Genomic DNA, 17222 nt, shown 5'->3' on the forward strand with positions numbered 1-17222 from the left:
GGTTGGTTCCTCGGCTTGCGACCCCGCCGTTCGGCAGCAACTTCGTCCAGGAGGCGATGCAAGTGCTGGAGAATCAGGGCCACGGCGTGGTACACTGGTCTTGCCACCATCCCCGCGGTTTTGGTTGTTTTGGCGGCTAATCCAACCAATTCGCGGGATATGGTGGCTTTCCTGTTCTATGCTCCAGGTTTCACTGGCTTACGGGGATTTCGCAACACGCCCTGCTTAGGGCTTCCGACAGCATTGGGAGCTGGCGGTATCCCTTGATGCGCCGGAAGCCCTTCTCCGCTTCCAGGAGGCCCGCGGCAGTCCAGCGCAGCACCTGCTGGCCGTTCCGCCAGCGCTTGACGTTGCGGCTAGCCATCCGTACCTTCTCGAAGGCGGACTCGATGGGGTTCGTGGAACGGAGAGTCTTGCGCAGCGCCTCGGGCAGTTCCAGCCGCAGGACGGTCAGGGTCTCCTCGAGCCCCTCGCGCAGGCTGGCGGCGGCGCCCGGATACTTGTCGTCCAGGGTCTTGGCCAGGCTGGTGAGAGCAGTCCGGGCCTTCTCGTAGTCCGTCTCCCTCCAGGCTTGCTCCAGCTTGCGGCTGACCCACGCGCGAGCCTCGTCCGGCAGGTGGTCCAGCACGTTGCGCTTTTTGTGAACTTGGCATCGCTGCACGGTCGCCCTGGCACCCAGCACGTCCCGCACGGCAGCCCTGAGGGCCTTGGCCCCATCTATCACCACCAGGATGCCTCCGTCCACCCGCAGGCCGCGTTCCACCAGGTCTGTTAGCAGGGCGCGACAGACGGTTGCGTTCTCGGTAGCCCCTTCCCAGAGGCCGAGGATCTGCTTTTGCCCGTCGTCCGTGATCCCCAGTGCGACCACCACGGTGTGGTCTGCGACTTCGATCCCGTCCAGCATCAGCACCAGGTAGCGCTGATCACCAAGCGGCCTCGCCAGCAGCTCAGCCAGTGCCTTGCGTGTGGCCGCCACGAAGTGCCGGCTTACGCTGCTCTTGGACGTAGCCACGGCCGGCAGATCGTCGCCCACCGGCTCCAGGCCATGATGGTAGCGCCGAGTGGAGAGGCCATGAAGCATCCGTTCCAGGGCGGCCTGCGTCAGCAACTGCTCATCCTGGAAGGCTTCGTAGCTCGAGAGCCTGACCTCCTGTCCGTCCTTCGTCCGCACCCGAGGCCGCTGGATGGGTACCTTCCGTCCCCCCAGCACCACCCGCCCCTCCTCGGCACCGTGCCGAAAAGCCTTTCGATTGGGGTTGTGCTTGCCCTTGGGGCCGACGATGGCCGTCACCTCTGCCTCCATCATGGAGCGCAGTACGTCAAGCCCCACAGCGACGGCCAGGGCCAGCAGACCCTCCTTGGCTGCTCCCATGAGGGCATGCAGCGTCACCTGCACCTGCTGGGGCAACCAGGGCTGTTTGTCCACCTCCAGCAACTGGCGCTTCTTGGTCTTCCCGCGGTACAATGACATCAGTGGCGGCAACCTCCTTCCTACTGTCCACCCCCGTTATACCAAACGGGGCTTGAGGGCCGCCACTTTGAATTTCCACGATTTCCGGGACAACGCCCCGGATCAGCCGCAGCACTCGCTTGTCCGTTACCCGCCGTGCCACGCGGGCCATCAGCACGTCGTGGTTGACCCGGTCGAAGAACTTCTCCAGGTCCATGTCCACGACCCAGTCGTACCCTTCCTCCACGTACTGACGTGCCTTCCTGACCGCGTCATGACCCCGCCGCCCCGGCCGGAAGCCGTAGCTGGATTCGGAGAATGTCGGGTCAAAGATCGGCGTCAGTACTTGCAGGAGTGCCTGCTGGATCAGGCGGTCCATCACGGTGGGAATACCCAACATCCGCTTGCCGCCGCCCGGTTTCGGGATTTCGACCCGGCGGACTGGCTGCGGTCTGTAGGTCCCCCGGAGCAGTTCCTCACGGATGCGCTCCCACTCCACGCGAATCTGGTCCCGCAGCCGTTCGGTGGGGACACCGTCCACGCCGGGAGCGCCTCCGTTCCGCTCCACCCGTTTCAGGGCGGCCAGCATGTTCTCCCTGGCCACCACCTGCTCCATCAGGTTGCTGTGCTCCCCGCGGGGTGACGTTCCGTCTTGTGCCGGCTGCCCACTCCGCCCTCTCGCCGTCCCTTGCGGCTTCACCGCTACCTCCGGCGAGCAGGTCCCGTTCGGGGTCTTCTGCGTTTGTCGCGGGCTGCTCGAACGCAACGGGTTCACCCCTTTCCTGACGTTCGGCCCTTCCCGGTTGGGGCGTCCCCCTGCCGGTACTATGGCCTTTGCTGACTTCTGCCGGTTCAGCTGCGTCTCCCGACGCAGGTTACCAGCGTTGCTGGCGTTCCCGGCAGACCTCCCCGGGTAAGGACGCTGACCTTCACCCCGCACCCGCCCCATCTACCGCACCGCCCTTTGGCAGCTTCGGGTTTTGCTGTGTTCGGCCAGCTCACCCGAGCGGCACAGCCTCCTATGGGGTTCGTGTTCCTCGGGTCGTGGCTTTGCCTCGGGCTTCCTTCAGATTCCGCCTCGCGACGGACACCCTTGCCTTTGGCTAACGGGCTGGTGCTGCCTCGCCCGTAGCGGACTTTCACCGCCAAGTCAGCGCCCATGCCGGGCACACCGAAAAACCGGGGCACTCCCGTCCAGGGGGTGCCCCGGTACATTTCTATGCCGCTCACGCCGCCGGACCGGTGGAGCTCCCGGCTTCCGCTTCCGCTTCTGCCTCCTCGACGCCCCCGAAACCCAGGGTGCAGGAGAGGACGACGGTGTCGGGATCCTCCAGCACCTCGACGCCGGGAGGAGCGGCAAGGCTGGCCACCGTCACGGGCCCGGGCTCGGTCACGCCGGAGATGTCCAGCGTAATCGCCTCCGGAATCTCCGTGGGCCGGCACTTGATCTCCACCTCGGCCAGCTCGTGGGTCACGATCAGACCCCGGCGCTTCGCCTGCTCCTCCCCCACAACGGCGATGGGCACCGTAAGGGTGATGGTCCGGTGGATGTCGACTTGCAGGAAATCGACGTGTGTCACCTGAGCGGTCAGGACGTCCCGCTGAAGCTGTTTGATCACCACCTGCCGGGGATTGGCTTCCCCCTCCACGTGGGCGTTGATGAGATGCCCGCGGCCGTGCCGGTCGACCAACCGCTCCAGTTGGATGGTGGGAACGCTTATGGCCAGCGGCTCCACACCGGGACCGTAGATGATACCCGGTACGAACCCGGCCTGCCGCAGCCGCCGGCTTGCCCGGGAACCGGTCTCCCGGGTTCTGGCCTCCAACTGCAACACTGCATTCATCGACGATCCCCCCTGTCAAGAAAGTCTGGCAGGTGCTCCGGCCACCCGGAACACCCCCTATATATAAAATACCGCTTCCCGCAACACTCTGGGAAGCATATTCTCCCACCCCCAGCCACGGCCTATCCATGAATCCGCCACCACGGTGCCGGGCTTCCTGTCGGGCCCGCCTCTTCATGGGCTCCATCTTCGCCTGCTCGGCCTCGCACCCGCGGTGGTTCTGGATGCTCCTCCTTACCAAGTCCGTTTGCCGGTTGAAGCCGTCGTCCAGGGCCCAGCTGATGCCCATACCCACTGCCGGCACGGCCACCGAGCCGGCGAGGCCGACGCCCGGGAAGGCAGCGCCCGCACCCCCGAAAATGCCCGTTCCGAATTGGAACATGTCGAGGGTCTTGCGAACGCTCCGAGCCTGAGGTGGGCGAGGTTCACTCTCGATTGCAGGGCTTTGGTCAAGGCGTGCGGTAATTGACTCATTCATTGGCCAGTCGTTCTTACACGGGGATCTGGGGGTATTCAGGTGAGCCAGTGGCTCTACCTGTTGCGGCCCGTCCGTCCGGAGATGGGCACCGACCCGACGCGTGCGGAAACCGATGCGGTAGACCGGCACTTCCGGCGGTGGCAGGCCATGCTCGCCGACGGCCGGCTCATCCTGGCCGGCCGCGCGCAGGAGGGAAACGCCAGGGATGTGCTGCGACCGGGCTTCCCCGCAGCGGTGACCAGATGTTACAGTGGTCTTCGGAAACCGTGTTACGCGAATCCACCTCCGGGAGGTCCAGACGAATGACAAACCCGCCCAGCGCAGAAAAGGCGATCGCGTTGACCGCACAGGGGAGCGAACTCATGCAGCAGGGGAAGCTTGACGAAGCCATCGCCTGCTTCCGGCAAGCGTGGCAGGAGGCGGGGCTCGTGGCTGCCCTCAACAACTGGGCGACCGCCCTCTACTACCAGGACAAGCCGGCCGAAGCGCTCCAGGTGCTGGACCAATTGCAGGACCCCGCGCTGATCCACCCGTACCGCCACGCCCTGGCCAGCCGCTGTTATACCGCCCTGGGCGACCTGCAGCGGGCCCGGGAGTGCCTGCAGCGGGCGGTCCGCGACTTCGAGGCCGGCCGGTTCCGCCTCCGCGCGTTCGCTGGCACGGAGCAGGAGTGGATCCAGTACACGACGATCATCAAGGAAGCTGCTATGGAGCTGGGCGATTACCGGCTCGTCCTGGACCTCCACAACCGCTGGCCCGGGCGGGAACTTGCCCGGGGCGCCTTCCTCGCGGGGGTGGCCGCCTTCAACCTGGGCAAGTACAGGCAGGCCATCCGCATCTGGGAGCGGGTGCGCGACCCCGCCTGGGTCGGCCCTCTGTCGGGGTACGTCCTCGTCGCGCAGTGGACGGACAGGGGCGTGATCCCGCGGTTCCAGCTGGACAGCGACCCCCCTGACGCCGAGTTGCTGCGGAACCTGACGCCCGAGCAGGCCGAGAAGCTGCCGGTGGAAGGCTCGCTCCGCCTGTACATGCTGGCGACGGTGTTCGCCATGGCCGATGAGGAACCGGACGAAGAGGTCACGCTCGTGGCGGAGATCATCCGCCGCACCGGCGACTGGGGGATGGACCTCGGCCGGCGGATCCTGGAGAGCGCCTCCCTGCCCATCGGCCTCAAGTTCGGCGCGGCCCGTGCGCTGGTGGAGGCGGGCGTGTTCGAGCCGGGCCAGCCCATCCCGGTGGTGCACCAGGGCCGCCGGACGGAGATTGTCGTGCAGATGAAGCAGGTGCCCGACGGGCCCATTCCGGAGCTGGAGGACGCCGTGGCCGAGGCGCGCCGCCTGTGGCGGGAGGGAAAGCGGGAGGCCGCCATGAAGCGAGTGGTCGAACTGCGCGAGGGGCCGGTCCTCTATCCCCCCGCCGCGGTGCTGGAGGCGGATTTCCTCCGGGAACAGGGGAAGCTGGATGAGGCGCTGGTGCTCCTGGGGATGCTGCATGATCTCATGCCGGAGCAGCCCGCGGTGCTGTTCCGGTTGGCCCTGATCCACCTGGACATGGGCGAAATCGAGGCGGCCCGCCGGTTCGCCGATGAGATCGATGCCAGCCGCTTGTCCCCCGACTTCCTATGGGACCTCGAACGCCTGAAGGCTGCGATCCGGGCGGAAGTAGAGGGCGACCACGGCTTTATCGAAGACCACCAGGCCTACATCGCGGCGTTCATGGACGCCATGCGGGAGGAGCAGGACGAGCGTCCCATCCGCCTCGATGTCAAGCTGGCCACCGCCCTGCGGCGCATCCCGGTCCCCTGGCTGAACGCGGCCGCACAGCGCTTCGCGATCGAGCCCCAGCGCCGCCGCCCCGAACGGGAGAAGGTCCTGGCCGCGGCGATGCTGGATGCCGACCGGCTGCAGGCTGTGCTGGCGGACGAACCGCCTGCGGTGCGGGAAGCCCTCAGCTTCGTTCTGGCGGAGGGCGGCTGGGTGAAGCTGCACCGGCTGACCCGCCGGTTCGGCGACCAGACCGGCGACGGCTTCTATTGGGAAGACAAGCCGCCCGCCTCCACCATCGGACGGTTGCGGGCGCTCGGCATCCTGCACGTGGGCCGGGCCCAGGTGGATGGGCGCAACCATAAGGTCGCGGTGGTCCCGGTCGAGCTGCGGCCGCTGCTCCAGTGAGGAAAGGACCCGCACCCCATCGGGGAGTGCGGGTCCCTTTGCTCGTGCAGGTGGATCCTGTATTCGATCAGAAGTCTGGCGTGCGTGGAGACCGTTCTGACGTGCATGTAGGCTCTGCAACCGTGTATGCAGGTCCTGCACCTGGTCAGGCAGCTCCTATACCTGGTCATGTACGCCTTGCACCTGGTCATGCAGGTCCTGAAGCCATGCACGTACGGTCCTGTGTCCAGGCGTGCAAGGTGTCCATCCATACGTGAGGGCCAATGTGGGGCCCGGCAAGGCCTGGGACGGGGCACCTTGGTCTGGTGTCCCGCGTTCAGTCCGTGATGGCCCCGCCCTCCGCGCCGCCGCTCTCGCCCGGCTTCACCTGCAGCACCTCCACCCTCCGGATCACCCGGTTGTTCTCCGGCCGGGTATCGGCGGGGTAGTCGATCTCGGCGATGATCTCCCACGCACCTACGCTCAGCCCCGGGATCGTCCCCGGCTTCAGGCTGCAGCAGGGCACCTTGTCAATCGTCACCATCTGCCACACGTCCGGGGGCGGTGATGCGCCCCCCGTAGGCCGCGCCCACAGCCGGAGCGGCACCCGGATCTCGCCCTGACCCAGGTTGTTCTGATACCCCAGGTAGATCCCGACCTCGAACGGCCGGCCTGCCTCGGCCACCTCCGGCACCGCCAGCTCCGCCAGCCACGGGTCATCGATGATCGCTTTCCCGCCTCCACCCTCCTCGCCCGGACGCTCAGGCTCGTCGGGCGGCTGCGGGTTGCGGTACGGCACGATCAGCACGTTGTTGGCCAGGCCGCCCTCCGGCCCCGGCTCCCCCTCCCGCTCCACCACCTCGGCCACCGCACCGGCGCAGCTCTTCTCGGCCGCAAGCCCCAGCGCCGCCGCGAGGCCCCGGGCGGCCGCCACCTTCGGGTTTGCCGTGTGCGGCGCGCTGAGGGCGTACACGGAGGGCAGGTCGATGATGCCCACGATCTGCCCCTCCGCCGGGTCGGTCTCTGTCAGGGCGACGGTGAGCGGTACCGAGTGGGGCTGCTGCGGCGCCAGGTCGCCGGGCAGCGGCGCCGTCCCCAGGAACCGCACCAGCTTGCCGTTCTCGTCGGTGAGGAACCACTCGACGGACAGCGGGCCCGGGCAGAGCGCGGCCAGGGTCCGGGCCGTCAGCTCCAGCTGCAGCCGGGGCTGCAGGGCGACTGTCTTGCCCGGCTCCAGCTCCAGGGGCCCCGGTTCATCCAGCCACCGCAGGTCGTAGGCCTCGCCGGCCCGGTAGGCCACCAGCCGGCCGGAGGTCCCGGAAGCGTCGGTGTAGTTGACGCCGACGAGCAGCAGGCCGTGGGCGAAGGCCGGATCGACGCCGACGCCTGAGACCTGGGAGAAGTTGTACGGGCCGGTGTTCGGTTGCTCGTCGCCCTTCAGCAGGAACAGCCGGTCCGTGGGCGCCCGCCCTTCCGGCTGGATGAGCGCGGGCCGCCCGTCGCCGCCCATCGGCTGGCCGGTGTCCAGGGCGTAGCTGTAGATGTGGCCGTTCACGTCGCCGAAGATGAGTGCGCCCCGGCTGGTCAGGGCCAGCGGTGCGGTGTTGAGGGAGGCCATCCGCTCGCCCAGCCGGTCCACCGGGCCGAACTTGCGGTACCACTTCAGTTCGCCGCCGGGGCCCAGGGCGACGACGGCGCCGTCGCTGCCGGTCGGGCCGTCCCGGAGGCCCGCGCCGGTGTCGGTGTAGTTGCGGAGGGTGACGTAGAGGTGGGTCTTGGGGCCGTCCGGGGTTTGTCGGACCTCGACCGCGGGTTCGGTGTTGGTGAAGGCGTTCCTGGCGCCGATGAGGGCGGGGAGGGAAATGGAGTGGCCGGACCAACCCTCGGGTTCTCGGCCCTTGGCCAGCGACGCGCCCCACAGGTACCCGCGAGTGTCCAGCCAGTACGCGTTGGTTCCGTCAGCAGTGAAGTTGCCGGCAAAGCCGGCGGGACCATCAACCGTCCAGACGAGGTAGGGGCGGTAGCCGTTGTCCCGGTCGAGCGCCAGTCGCACGGCTCGTCCGCCCTCGAAGCCATCGGTACCGATGACGAAACTGGGGTTCTCACCATGGGGAGGCGCCGCCACCGCCGACGGGGTGACAAAGCCGCCGAACCCTCCTTCAACCTGCTTGGTCGTGGCCGCCTCGTAGACCTGTCGATGAACGGAGCCGACCAGCTGATCCAGACCCTGGACCACCCAGACCTTCCCATGGGCTCGGGGGCACAGGGGTCGCCCTTCTGGCCGGTTCTCCTCTCCGGGGAAGTTGGGACGATCTGCCACCACCACGATGTCTCGCCCGCGATCGTGGATGACCAGCGGGGAGCCGATGATGGGGCAGCCCAGCTCGAGTTCAGCAGGTTGAGCCCATCCCTCCCTGGTGTGATAGGCCCAAAGCCAGCCGTAGCCGGTGCCAAAATACAAGATACCAGTCTCTGGGCTATAGGTGGGACTCGACTGCGGTGCAATGAATGGGCCGTCTGGCACCCGATTGAAAGGTATTTTGAGCTTCGAAACCGGCTCACGAACCGCAGAAGCCTCCGCTCCAGGCGGTTGGACTTCGCTAAGGTCCAACACCCAGAGGTAGTCGCCTGCCAGATGATAGAGGACGCCATCCACGACTACCGGTTGCGTGGCACTTTCGCCTAGCGGCTGAGTCTCCCAGTAAGACCTCAACTCAACCAGACCATGAGGATCGGTTTCAACTGACATGCGTTGTGGTGAGCCGCCCTTGGTGGTCCAGTTGCCGGCGAGCGCATCAGAGGCAGGCGAAAGGGCGAGCGCACAGCTTATAACACCCGCTATCCACCATGGCCATCTCATGAACCGCCCCCCCTTTCAGTACCGGACAGCCCTGTTCTCCAGGTACCAGCTCGGGTATTCATACAGGGGGAAGAACGGCGTGAAGATGTGAACCTGATAAGTGCCCGACATGGTGCCATCGTCCAAGCGGAAAATGGGTTCAGCGCCCACCCAGTAGACCTTCGCGCCCATCTGCTCGGCAATAAACCGAACGGGTACCATGGTTCGGTCGTTCCGGATCACGGGCGGCGCATCCAATGGTACCTCCCGGCCGTCAACCAGCGCAACCGGGTGGTCGATCGTCAATATGATCGTGCGTTCAGGGGTACTGACGGTCCGTTCCTCAAACGCAAAGCGGTGGCCGTTGGGAAGGTACTCCTCGGGGTCGAACAGGTCGGGATAATCGAAACCCGGTGCGGGGACTACCTTCGGGACCTCCCGAGTGATGGCAGGGAAATTAATCGTCACGCGTCGGCCATCCGGATCCCACGACACTTCGGCCCCCATCATCTCACTAACAAACCTGATGGGCACACGCACTCGGTTGACCGTCGTATCCAGGTAAGCCGGCACGTCAAAGCGTTTCGCGGCATCGCCTTGGTTGAGATAGATGTAGATATAATCGGGGTTTCCGTTGCTTTCGCTGCCGTCATCCCGCCCGAGCCCGGGGTGCGACTTGTCCACCCAATACAGGTACTCTGCACGACGTCCCTCAGCCAGCTTCTCTTCTTCACTGAGTTCCCGCGTCTCGGTAATCGATTGGATGGGCTCATACCGACACGGTTTCCAGTACAGCCGTGACCAGCCGAAGGATCGACCAAACTCCCGTGTAATCAGCTGCGTATCCGGGACCGGGTAGGCGTACACGTGCAGCGTGGTGCCGCACCCCATCTTGTCTTCCCGCCAGAACCAGGGGTACTCGTTCGTCCAGGATGGCAGCGGATCCCACACCCACCAGTCGTAACGGTCATACAGATCTGGATGCTCCCGGAGGATTTGCTCCACCTCTGCCCGCATCCGCTCCGACATCCCCTCCGGAGGCGGCGGGGGCGTCCACCCCTCCGGCCAGCCCGGGCCGGGCTCGTAGTTCTCCGCCGGGTACTCCGCCACCTCCGGCGTCAGTTCCTCCTCGGCGCCCGCCCCCACGGGCGCCGATAGTAGCGCCGCCAGCACCAACACCGCCAAAGAACGACGCACATGTCCCCTTCGCATTGCCGCAAACGCTCCCCCACACAGTGCTTCTCACATACCCAATACGAAAAGCCCCGGGAGCAGGTTCTGCCCGGGATGAGCGTCACGCGATCTCACCTGCCAAGGAAAACGCCCCGTATCGCCACTATTGCCAAAATCCCGGCTCCTCAGTATACTATACCCCGTACCGTAATTTCGCGGGGAGTGATGCGTATGCGGGGTTGGACCTGGTGGCAGGGCGGCATCGCGCTCGGCCTCCTCTCCACCTTCGCGATGGTGCTCCTGAAGCCGATGGGCGTCTCGACCCCTTCCCGTCCAGCTTGGGCATCATGCTGAAACCGCTGTTCCCGGGCTTCGTGGAGGGGAACGTGTGTTTGATAACCTAAAAGGGAGCCATTTGGGGGCCATTTGATCACGTAAAAGTGAGCCACCTCAATCTTCCAAACCTGTAAACTGGGATGTACCGCATTTCCAGTTTGCAGGGGTGAAAGGATTGAAGATCGAGATGGCTCATGTTGAGCGTATCAGATGGCTCCTTCATGTGGAAGGGAAATCGCAGCGACAGGTGGCGAAGGCGCTCGGAATCTCTCGGAAAACAGTCGCTAAATACGCACAGCTGACTAAAGTGCCGCGCTACCAGCGGCAGAAGCCGGCTCAGCCCGTGGTGCTGACCCCGGAGTTTCAAGCAGAGATCGAGCGGCGACTCGCGGAAAACGAGATTTTGCCCCGCAAACAACGGTGGACCGGAAGGACTATCTACGAGGACCTGGTTGCCCTGGGCTACCAGGGCAGCGAACCTACCGTCCGGCGTTACATCGCCAAGATCCGGAAGCTGAAGCGAGTGCAGCCGGCCTTCATCCCCCTCGCCCACGACCCCGGTGAGAGCATCGAGGTGGATTGGGGTGAGGCGGTAGTGGTCCTCGACGGTGCAGAAGTCACAGTCCAGATCCTGTGTGTCCGCTTACGTTGGAGCGGCATGCCGGTTGTGATTGCGTATCCGACTCAGCGGCAGGAAGCCATGTTCGACGGCCTCCGGCGGGCGCTGGAGCGCTTGAGCGGAGTTCCCCGCCGTATGACCCTGGACAACCTGAAGCAGGCGGTGAAACGAATCCTGGAAGGCCGCAACCGGGAAGAGCAGGATGCCTTCCTGAGCTTCCGCACCCACTACCTCATCGACAGCAACTTCTGCAATCCGGCTTCCGGTAACGAGAAAGGCTCGGTAGAGAATCTGGTCGGTCTCGCCCAGCGTTACATCGTCGGGCCACACCGGGAAGCCAGAACCTGGGACGAACTCAACGCCATTCTGTGGCAGCGGTGCCTGGAGTATGCCAGGCGTATCCCCCAGGGCTCGACGCAGTCCATCCTGGAGCGCTGGGAGGAGGAGAAGAAGTACCTGCGCCCTCTCCCTGCCCGGCCATTCGATTGCTGCAAGGTGGCGCTAGTTTCCAGCAACAAGGTGTCCTGCGTGACGTTCGAGACCTGCCGCTACTCCGTACCGGTTCAGTATGCGAACCGGCCACTGCAAGTGCGGGCCTACTGGGACCGGATCGACATTTACGCCGGGCAGGAGAAGATTGCCAGTCATCTCCGTTGCTACGAGCGCAACCGGGAGATCCTCGATCTGGACCACTACCTGGAACTCCTTCACGTAAAGCCAGGGGCGCTAGAGCAGGCGAAGCCCTACCGGATGGCGCAGCTTCCGCCCGTTTACCACCAGTTCCGGGCCGAGATGCAGGCGCAGGGCCGCAGTGACCGGGAGTTCATCGAGATCCTTATGCTGCACCGCGCCTATTCGGTTTCAGAGGTAAGTACCGCTCTGGAGCTGGCCCTGGCCCAGCGAACGGCTTGCTACACGGCTGTCAAGCAACTCCTTGCTGTTCAGCCGGATCTTGGAGCCGAGGCATCGACCTCCACCGCCGGGGAACTGGCCGGCATTCGGGTCCAGCAACCCTCACTGGCCGAGTACAACCGGCTCCTGAAAGGGGGTGTGGTGCATTGAGCCAGGAACTCCTGCTGGACTACTACCTGAAGCGCCTGAAACTCCCCACAGTCCGGCGGCTGTACAAGGAGCTGGCGCGGGATGCAGCAGAGCACAACAAGACATTTGAGGAGTACCTACAAGCGCTCATGGAACAGGAGGTGATCCATCGGGAAGACAACCAACTCCAGCGCCGTCTCAAGGCCGCCGGCTTCCCTGTTCCCAAAACACTGGAGTCCTTCGACTTCACGGTCATGCCGTCCGTGAACAAGGCCAAGATCCTGGCGCTGAGCAAGAGTGAATACATCCGGGATCGGGAAAACATCCTCCTTGTTGGAAACAGCGGGACAGGTAAGACTCACCTAGCTACAGCACTCGGCATCGCAGCGTGCCGACAGGGCTACCGCGTTCGCTTCTGGCGCGTGGGCCAGTTCGTTGCCGAACTGCAGGAGGCGCAGAACGAGCACCGCCTCAGCCGCCTCGAAAAGCAGTGGCTACGGTTCGACCTCGTCGTGCTGGACGAGCTTGGCTATGTGTCCCTCAGCCGCCCGGCCAGTGAACTGCTCTTCCACTTTGTCGCCGCACGGTACGAGCGGGGCAGCCTGATCATCACAACGAACCTGGAATTCTCGGAATGGCCGCAGGTGTTCGGGGACCAGAAGATGACAGCAGCGTTGGCAGACCGTGTGACTCACAAGGCCCACATCATCGAGATGAATGGGGAGTCGTACCGGTTCCGTGAGACCCTTCGACGGCAGGAAGCTTTGAAGCACCACCCGGAAACACCGTAAGCCCCGCAGGTATAAACTGGCAACCCGCCAACTGGAAACCGCAATGGAAGCAAAAACAGCCCTGTAGGGCTGTCAGGTGGCTCACTTTTGGATGATCAAAGTGGCTCCCAATCTCTTGATCAAACACATGCGGCTAATGCCATCATGTTCATGATGTGGATCATATGAAAACAGTAGCCTCTACGCGGAATTAACCCGAAGAACTGAGTCCAACGTCTAGCCAATCCGTTCCGCGGGAGTTGGAACAGGGCGGAGATTCGCCTTCTGGGTCTTGCACCCGTACCCTGGAGAAACCACACCTTAAACGCCAGGTCATCTAGCTCAAGTTTCGCGTGAATAACCCGGACTTCGTGCAATGGAAACCCATTGAAAAAGCATCAGTCTGAACCAAATGATACATGGTGGGATTTGCCCCTCTTAAACCACCATGTGGAGGTTCGACTGATGCAGTCTCATGGTACGACACCCAACATCGCTGCGCAAGCCATCAAGTCCACCACCCGACATGGTTTTCTCGTCGCTCTTGGCTGGGTAGCTCAAAGGCTCAACCTGGTTGAGATCCTGAATCGGCACCTGCGCATCAAGCAGAAGACCTACGCCCACACGCCGGTTGACAAGGTGGTCGAGGCGTTGGTTGCCATTCTCGGCAACTGTCGCTACATGAAGGATCTCAACTTCGATCCTGAGCCGCTGGTTGCCGATCCTGCCGTAGCTCAAGCCTGGGGGCAGGAACGCTTTGCTCACTTTTCCACCGTCTGTGCGACCTTCAGCAAGCTGACGGAGGAGAACGTTCAGCAGCTTTCCGACGCACTCGCTGAGATCCAGGCCCCGCTGCTTCAGCAGGAGGTGGCTGCCGTAGCAGGTCCAGACCGCTCCGGAATGGTCATCGTCGACATTGACCTCACCGGCCAGAAGGTTCGGGGCGAGACCAGGCAGTACACCGGTACCGACTTCGGCTACATCCAGGGGAAGTTGGCCCGAGGCTATCAGATCGCAGCCGCCTTCCTCAGCGGGAAGCAGCAGCGCTTTGCCATCGACGGCCTTCTCAAGTCCGGCAAGGCCAACAGCCGTTCCGGCGCCTGCCTGCTCGAACTGATTCCCAGGATCGAAGCCCGGATTGGTCGTCCCCTGCGGCGAGTCGAATGGGTCGAGGCATGCCTGGCTCAGCAGAAGGCTCGGGTCAGGCAGCTGTATCAGCAACTGCAGACGGTATCAGGCAAGGGCAGCGCCCGCCGGAAGCAGAAGCTGCAGCGTGAGTTCCAGGAGGAGGTTCAGCACCTCCGTGAAGTGAACCAGCGACTCCGGCAGTACCGGCAGGAGAATCGGACGAACCTGGCTCCCCTCCGTATTCTGCTGCGAGCTGACAGCGCCTTTGGCACGCCGGAAGTGATCCAGCGCCTGCTGGAACTGGGGTATGAGTTCACCATCAAGTCCTACTCCGGGAGCAACGTCGCCTACAAGCACCTCTTCGACGCTGTACCGGCAGAGAACTGGGTTGAAGTCGAGAAGAACCGGTTTGCCTCCGAAGCCGTTACCGTACCTGGCCCCACTTTGCTCGCACCATATCCGGTGCGCCTGGTCGCCATGCGCCGCTGGGACGCCGATGGCCGGGAGGTCCGCAGCGTCATCCTGACTACGCTCCAGCCTGAGGAGCTCACCACGACAGAGGTCGTCAAGCTCTACCATGGACGGCAGACCATCGAAGCCGGGTTCCAGGAGTGGAAGGGAACGTTCCACTTTGGTACTCCTCGGCTGCGGAAGTATGAGGCCAACGCCGCCTTCACGCAGCTGGTCTTGTTCGCCTTCAACCTGGTGCGCTGGGCTTGGCGGTTTCTGAGCACGAACTCGCCCAAACTGGCCGAGGCGGGGAGTCGACTCTTGGTACGAGTAGCGGCCCGGTGCCGAGCAACCATTCGGTGCCTCGGCGACACGCTGCGGTTGGTGTTCAGCCGGGGTACTCCCCTGGCTGGAGCTGAGATTACCCTGAACCGGGCCACTCCCTACCCATACGCCCTTTTAACACCACGAATGTCGAGTTGTTCGCGTGAAACTTGAGCTAGGAGATCGCTCACGAGATATGCAACCACGAAGAGGAAGCCAACGTAAGGGACCCAGGGTTGCTTAACGGCGTTATAGACCCCTAAGCTAAACCCGCCGATCATGAATGCGTCAGCAATATAGTGCCCCACCACGTCCAAGTATACGCCTTCTCGACTCGATGCACCTTTTAGCCTTGCGAGCTCACCATCCACGCAGTCGAGCACGTACCATAGTTGAAAAGTCAGGGCTCCTATGAGAAACCCCCGTGTAGTGCCCGTCGCGTATAGTCCTCCACCTGTCAGTTAGAGTCCAAAGTAGTGGTGTAAATTCCCCGGACCTTCCGGTGGGAGGGGCTGCTTGACATAAGTGGCCACCTTTGGGTTCCATGCGAAGTAGGAGCAATACATCGCAAAGGGGGAACCCGCAGGTGACCAACTTTAGGATCGCATTGGAGGAGCTTCTGCGCAAGTCCGGTGTGGACGACGTGGATTTCCTCCGGGAAGGAGTTCGGGTGCTGGCTCAGGGTCTCATGGAACTGGAAGTATCGCAGCAGATTGGCGCTGAGCGGTACGAACGGTCGTCTGAGCGCAGCAACTACCGCAACGGCTATCGGGAACGTCAGTGGGATACGCGGGTCGGGACGATCGATCTGCAGATCCCCAAACTCCGGAAGGGGTCCTACATGCCAAGCTGGCTCGAACCTCGCCGACGGGCCGAGAAGGCCTTGGTGGCTGTGGTTCAGGAGGCTTACATTCAGGGGGTCAGCACCCGGAAGGTAGATGAGTTGGTGCAGGCCCTGGGGATGACCGGCGTGAGCAAGAGCCAGGTCTCCCGGCTTTGCGCCGAGTTGGACGAGGTGGTTGAGGCCTTTCGCAACCGACCGTTGGAAGGGCGCTACCCTTACGTTTGGCTGGATGCCAAGTACGAGAAGGTTCGGGAGAACGGCAGGGTCTCCAGCATGGCCCTGGTGATCGCCATGGGTGTACGAGAGGATGGCGAACGGGAGATTCTGGGGCTAGACGTGGGTCCCAGCGAAGATGGGGCCTTCTGGACCGCGTTTTTGCGGCAGCTGGTCGCTCGGGGCCTCAAGGGCGTGCTTCTGGTGATCAGTGATAACCACGTCGGTCTGCGTGAAGCGATCCGAACCGTGTTCAGTGGCGCCAGCTGGCAGCGCTGCCGGGTTCACTTCATGCGGAATCTGCTCGGCTATGTGCCCAAGAACCTGCAGTCCATGGTGTCGGCTGCTGTGAGGACCATCTTCGCACAGCCGGACCAGCAGGCAGCGAAGTCTCAGCTAGCCGTTGTGGTCGAGAACCTGCGGAAACAGTTCCCCCGGGCGGCCCAACTGCTGGAAGATGCCGAGGAGGACATTCTGGCTTACATGGCCTTCCCGACTGAGCACTGGCGGCGACTGCACTCCACGAACCCCCTGGAACGGCTCAACAGAGAGATCGGCCGGCGGACGGAGATCGTGGGCATCTTCCCCAACAGAGAAGCTCTGATCCGCCTGGCCGGAGCCGTCATGATCGAGCAGCAGGAAGAGTGGATGACCGCCCCACGAAGATACTTCAGCCAGGCGTCCATGGCGAAACTGTACGCCCATGACCCGAGCCTCGGCCGTCCTGAACTTTTGCCGCTGAGTGCCGACTAGAGCAACTACAATGCTGGAACCCGATTTACACCACTTGACGGGACTTGATCCACTGCCACTGCCAGGATCAACGGCCCTATTACGGATCGATCGACCCAAAAGTTCTACGATTAGCTCTTCAACCAACCTCAACGGACTAAACCCAACCGACTAAACCGCGGCTTTGGCACTACACGTAGGGCAGGTCGAGGCGCCTTATCCCCGCGTGCGTTCCCGCTTATGTGCTTGGCCTCCTTCAACCCATGAGGTGCGTTGGCTCCGTCTTCCTCGGGCTTGTCGACGTCTGTCCCGCCCAGTCGATCAGTCTTTCACTGCGTCCAACCGGGCATGTGCTGCCAAACGCTGTTGTCCGGCACCATCAGCAGCTCGGCTGTCGCATCAATGACCGCCACCTAATTCGTGACCGCACCACCTCCCTGCTGCCACACCACCCACTTCCGCCAGAGAGGCCAGTACTGCTCGTCCACCTCCGCCTGGTCCGGCCACAGCTGACGGCCAGTGCGGGTGGGATGTACTGGTTCCCCGATTCGGCAGAGCCTGTGCGTCCCGGGCCCCACGCGGAAGAGGTAGTTGTAGACGACGCCAGCACCCTTGGGCGACGCCGCGTTGGCATGGCCGTTAATGTGCGTGACCACCCCGGAGCGCTCGTCGCCAAACAGGCGCTTGACCTCATCCTGCAGCTCCCGCGTGGTCATTACCTCGCGCCCCTTCTCGTGCAGACTGGCAGCCGCAAGCCAGACCTCGACATGGATCTTCATCCTCGTCCCTCCCAGCGTGCGGAGATTGGGCTCAATTGGCGGCCGGCTCCCG

The 17222-nt window shown here is 63.6% G+C and carries 13 protein-coding genes; 6 read left to right on the plus strand and 7 right to left on the minus strand.

The window, feature by feature from the left end; translation table 11 throughout:
- Window positions 1–190: 190 nt before the first annotated feature.
- The 3 genes from STH_RS11360 to STH_RS11370 form a co-directional block, all read right to left on the minus strand.
- Window positions 191–1306 carry an IS256 family transposase gene (locus STH_RS11360; RefSeq protein WP_083766212.1) on the minus strand — a complete coding sequence of 372 codons (1116 nt, stop codon included), beginning with the start codon at window positions 1304–1306 and terminating at the stop codon, window positions 191–193.
- 13 nt (window positions 1307–1319) lie between these two features.
- Window positions 1320–2066, minus strand: coding sequence for a reverse transcriptase domain-containing protein (locus STH_RS18070; protein WP_011196403.1), 747 nt, complete (start codon window positions 2064–2066; stop codon window positions 1320–1322).
- Between the two features lie 610 nt (window positions 2067–2676).
- Window positions 2677–3294 (minus strand): 50S ribosomal protein L25, encoded by a 618-nt coding sequence (locus tag STH_RS11370; protein ID WP_011196404.1) that lies wholly within the window; start codon window positions 3292–3294, stop codon window positions 2677–2679.
- 780 nt (window positions 3295–4074) lie between these two features.
- On the opposite strand from STH_RS11370, the gene STH_RS19730 reads away from it, so the two are divergent.
- Complete coding sequence (locus STH_RS19730) at window positions 4075–5943, plus strand: tetratricopeptide repeat protein (RefSeq protein ID WP_011196405.1); 1869 nt, start codon at window positions 4075–4077, stop codon at window positions 5941–5943.
- A 316-nt stretch (window positions 5944–6259) separates the two neighbouring features.
- Here STH_RS19730 and STH_RS11380 read toward each other — a convergent pair whose 3' ends face one another.
- The gene (locus STH_RS11380) at window positions 6260–8782 is read right to left on the minus strand and encodes a hypothetical protein (RefSeq protein ID WP_011196407.1); all 2523 of its coding nucleotides are present in this window, start codon (window positions 8780–8782) and stop codon (window positions 6260–6262) included.
- A 15-nt stretch (window positions 8783–8797) separates the two neighbouring features.
- Complete coding sequence (locus STH_RS11385) at window positions 8798–9940, minus strand: copper amine oxidase N-terminal domain-containing protein (protein ID WP_242654618.1); 1143 nt, start codon at window positions 9938–9940, stop codon at window positions 8798–8800.
- A 225-nt stretch (window positions 9941–10165) separates the two neighbouring features.
- Here STH_RS11385 and STH_RS19735 point away from each other — a divergent pair, with 225 nt between their 5' ends.
- From STH_RS19735 to STH_RS11400, 4 genes are all read left to right on the plus strand, one after another.
- Window positions 10166–10288 carry a hypothetical protein gene (locus STH_RS19735; RefSeq protein WP_276324187.1) on the plus strand — a complete coding sequence of 41 codons (123 nt, stop codon included), beginning with the start codon at window positions 10166–10168 and terminating at the stop codon, window positions 10286–10288.
- 148 nt (window positions 10289–10436) lie between these two features.
- Complete coding sequence (gene istA / locus STH_RS11390; protein ID WP_148205571.1) at window positions 10437–11951, plus strand: IS21 family transposase; 1515 nt, start codon at window positions 10437–10439, stop codon at window positions 11949–11951.
- Entirely contained in the window at window positions 11948–12721 is a 774-nt protein-coding gene (gene istB, locus STH_RS11395; protein WP_011196820.1) for an IS21-like element helper ATPase IstB, read from the plus strand. The genes istA and istB overlap by 4 nt, the downstream gene beginning before the upstream one ends.
- Window positions 12722–13165: 444 nt before the next feature.
- Window positions 13166–14776, plus strand: a complete 1611-nt coding sequence (locus STH_RS11400; protein WP_043713007.1) for a transposase — start codon at window positions 13166–13168, stop codon at window positions 14774–14776.
- Here the strand turns inward: STH_RS11400 and STH_RS19980 are convergent.
- A complete protein-coding gene (locus STH_RS19980) occupies window positions 14722–14985 on the minus strand; it encodes a CDP-alcohol phosphatidyltransferase family protein (RefSeq protein WP_420834783.1) in 264 nt (87 codons plus the stop codon). The two genes, STH_RS11400 and STH_RS19980, sit on opposite strands and share 55 nt — an antisense overlap.
- Window positions 14986–15188: 203 nt before the next feature.
- Between STH_RS19980 and STH_RS11405 the strand changes: the two genes are divergently transcribed.
- Window positions 15189–16412 carry an IS256 family transposase gene (locus STH_RS11405; protein WP_043713963.1) on the plus strand — a complete coding sequence of 408 codons (1224 nt, stop codon included), beginning with the start codon at window positions 15189–15191 and terminating at the stop codon, window positions 16410–16412.
- Between the two features lie 392 nt (window positions 16413–16804).
- Here the strand turns inward: STH_RS11405 and STH_RS11410 are convergent, their stop codons facing one another.
- Complete coding sequence (locus STH_RS11410; RefSeq protein ID WP_043713965.1) at window positions 16805–17170, minus strand: hypothetical protein; 366 nt, start codon at window positions 17168–17170, stop codon at window positions 16805–16807.
- Window positions 17171–17222: the final 52 nt, after the last annotated feature.

Origin of the sequence: Symbiobacterium thermophilum IAM 14863 (assembly GCF_000009905.1) — a bacterium.
Classification (GTDB): domain Bacteria; phylum Bacillota; class Sulfobacillia; order Symbiobacteriales; family Symbiobacteriaceae; genus Symbiobacterium; species Symbiobacterium thermophilum.

Coding starts and splice junctions, on each gene's coding strand:
- STH_RS11360 (WP_083766212.1), bottom strand. CDS start 1,306: ATGATGGAGGCAGAGGTGACGGCCATCGTCGGCCCCAAGGGCAAGCAC.
- STH_RS18070 (WP_011196403.1), bottom strand. CDS start 2,066: ATGGAGCAGGTGGTGGCCAGGGAGAACATGCTGGCCGCCCTGAAACGG.
- STH_RS11370 (WP_011196404.1), bottom strand. CDS start 3,294: ATGAATGCAGTGTTGCAGTTGGAGGCCAGAACCCGGGAGACCGGTTCC.
- STH_RS19730 (WP_011196405.1), top strand. CDS start 4,075: ATGACAAACCCGCCCAGCGCAGAAAAGGCGATCGCGTTGACCGCACAG.
- STH_RS11380 (WP_011196407.1), bottom strand. CDS start 8,782: ATGAGATGGCCATGGTGGATAGCGGGTGTTATAAGCTGTGCGCTCGCC.
- STH_RS19735 (WP_276324187.1), top strand. CDS start 10,166: ATGCGGGGTTGGACCTGGTGGCAGGGCGGCATCGCGCTCGGCCTCCTC.
- STH_RS11400 (WP_043713007.1), top strand. CDS start 13,166: ATGCAGTCTCATGGTACGACACCCAACATCGCTGCGCAAGCCATCAAG.
- STH_RS11410 (WP_043713965.1), bottom strand. CDS start 17,170: ATGAAGATCCATGTCGAGGTCTGGCTTGCGGCTGCCAGTCTGCACGAG.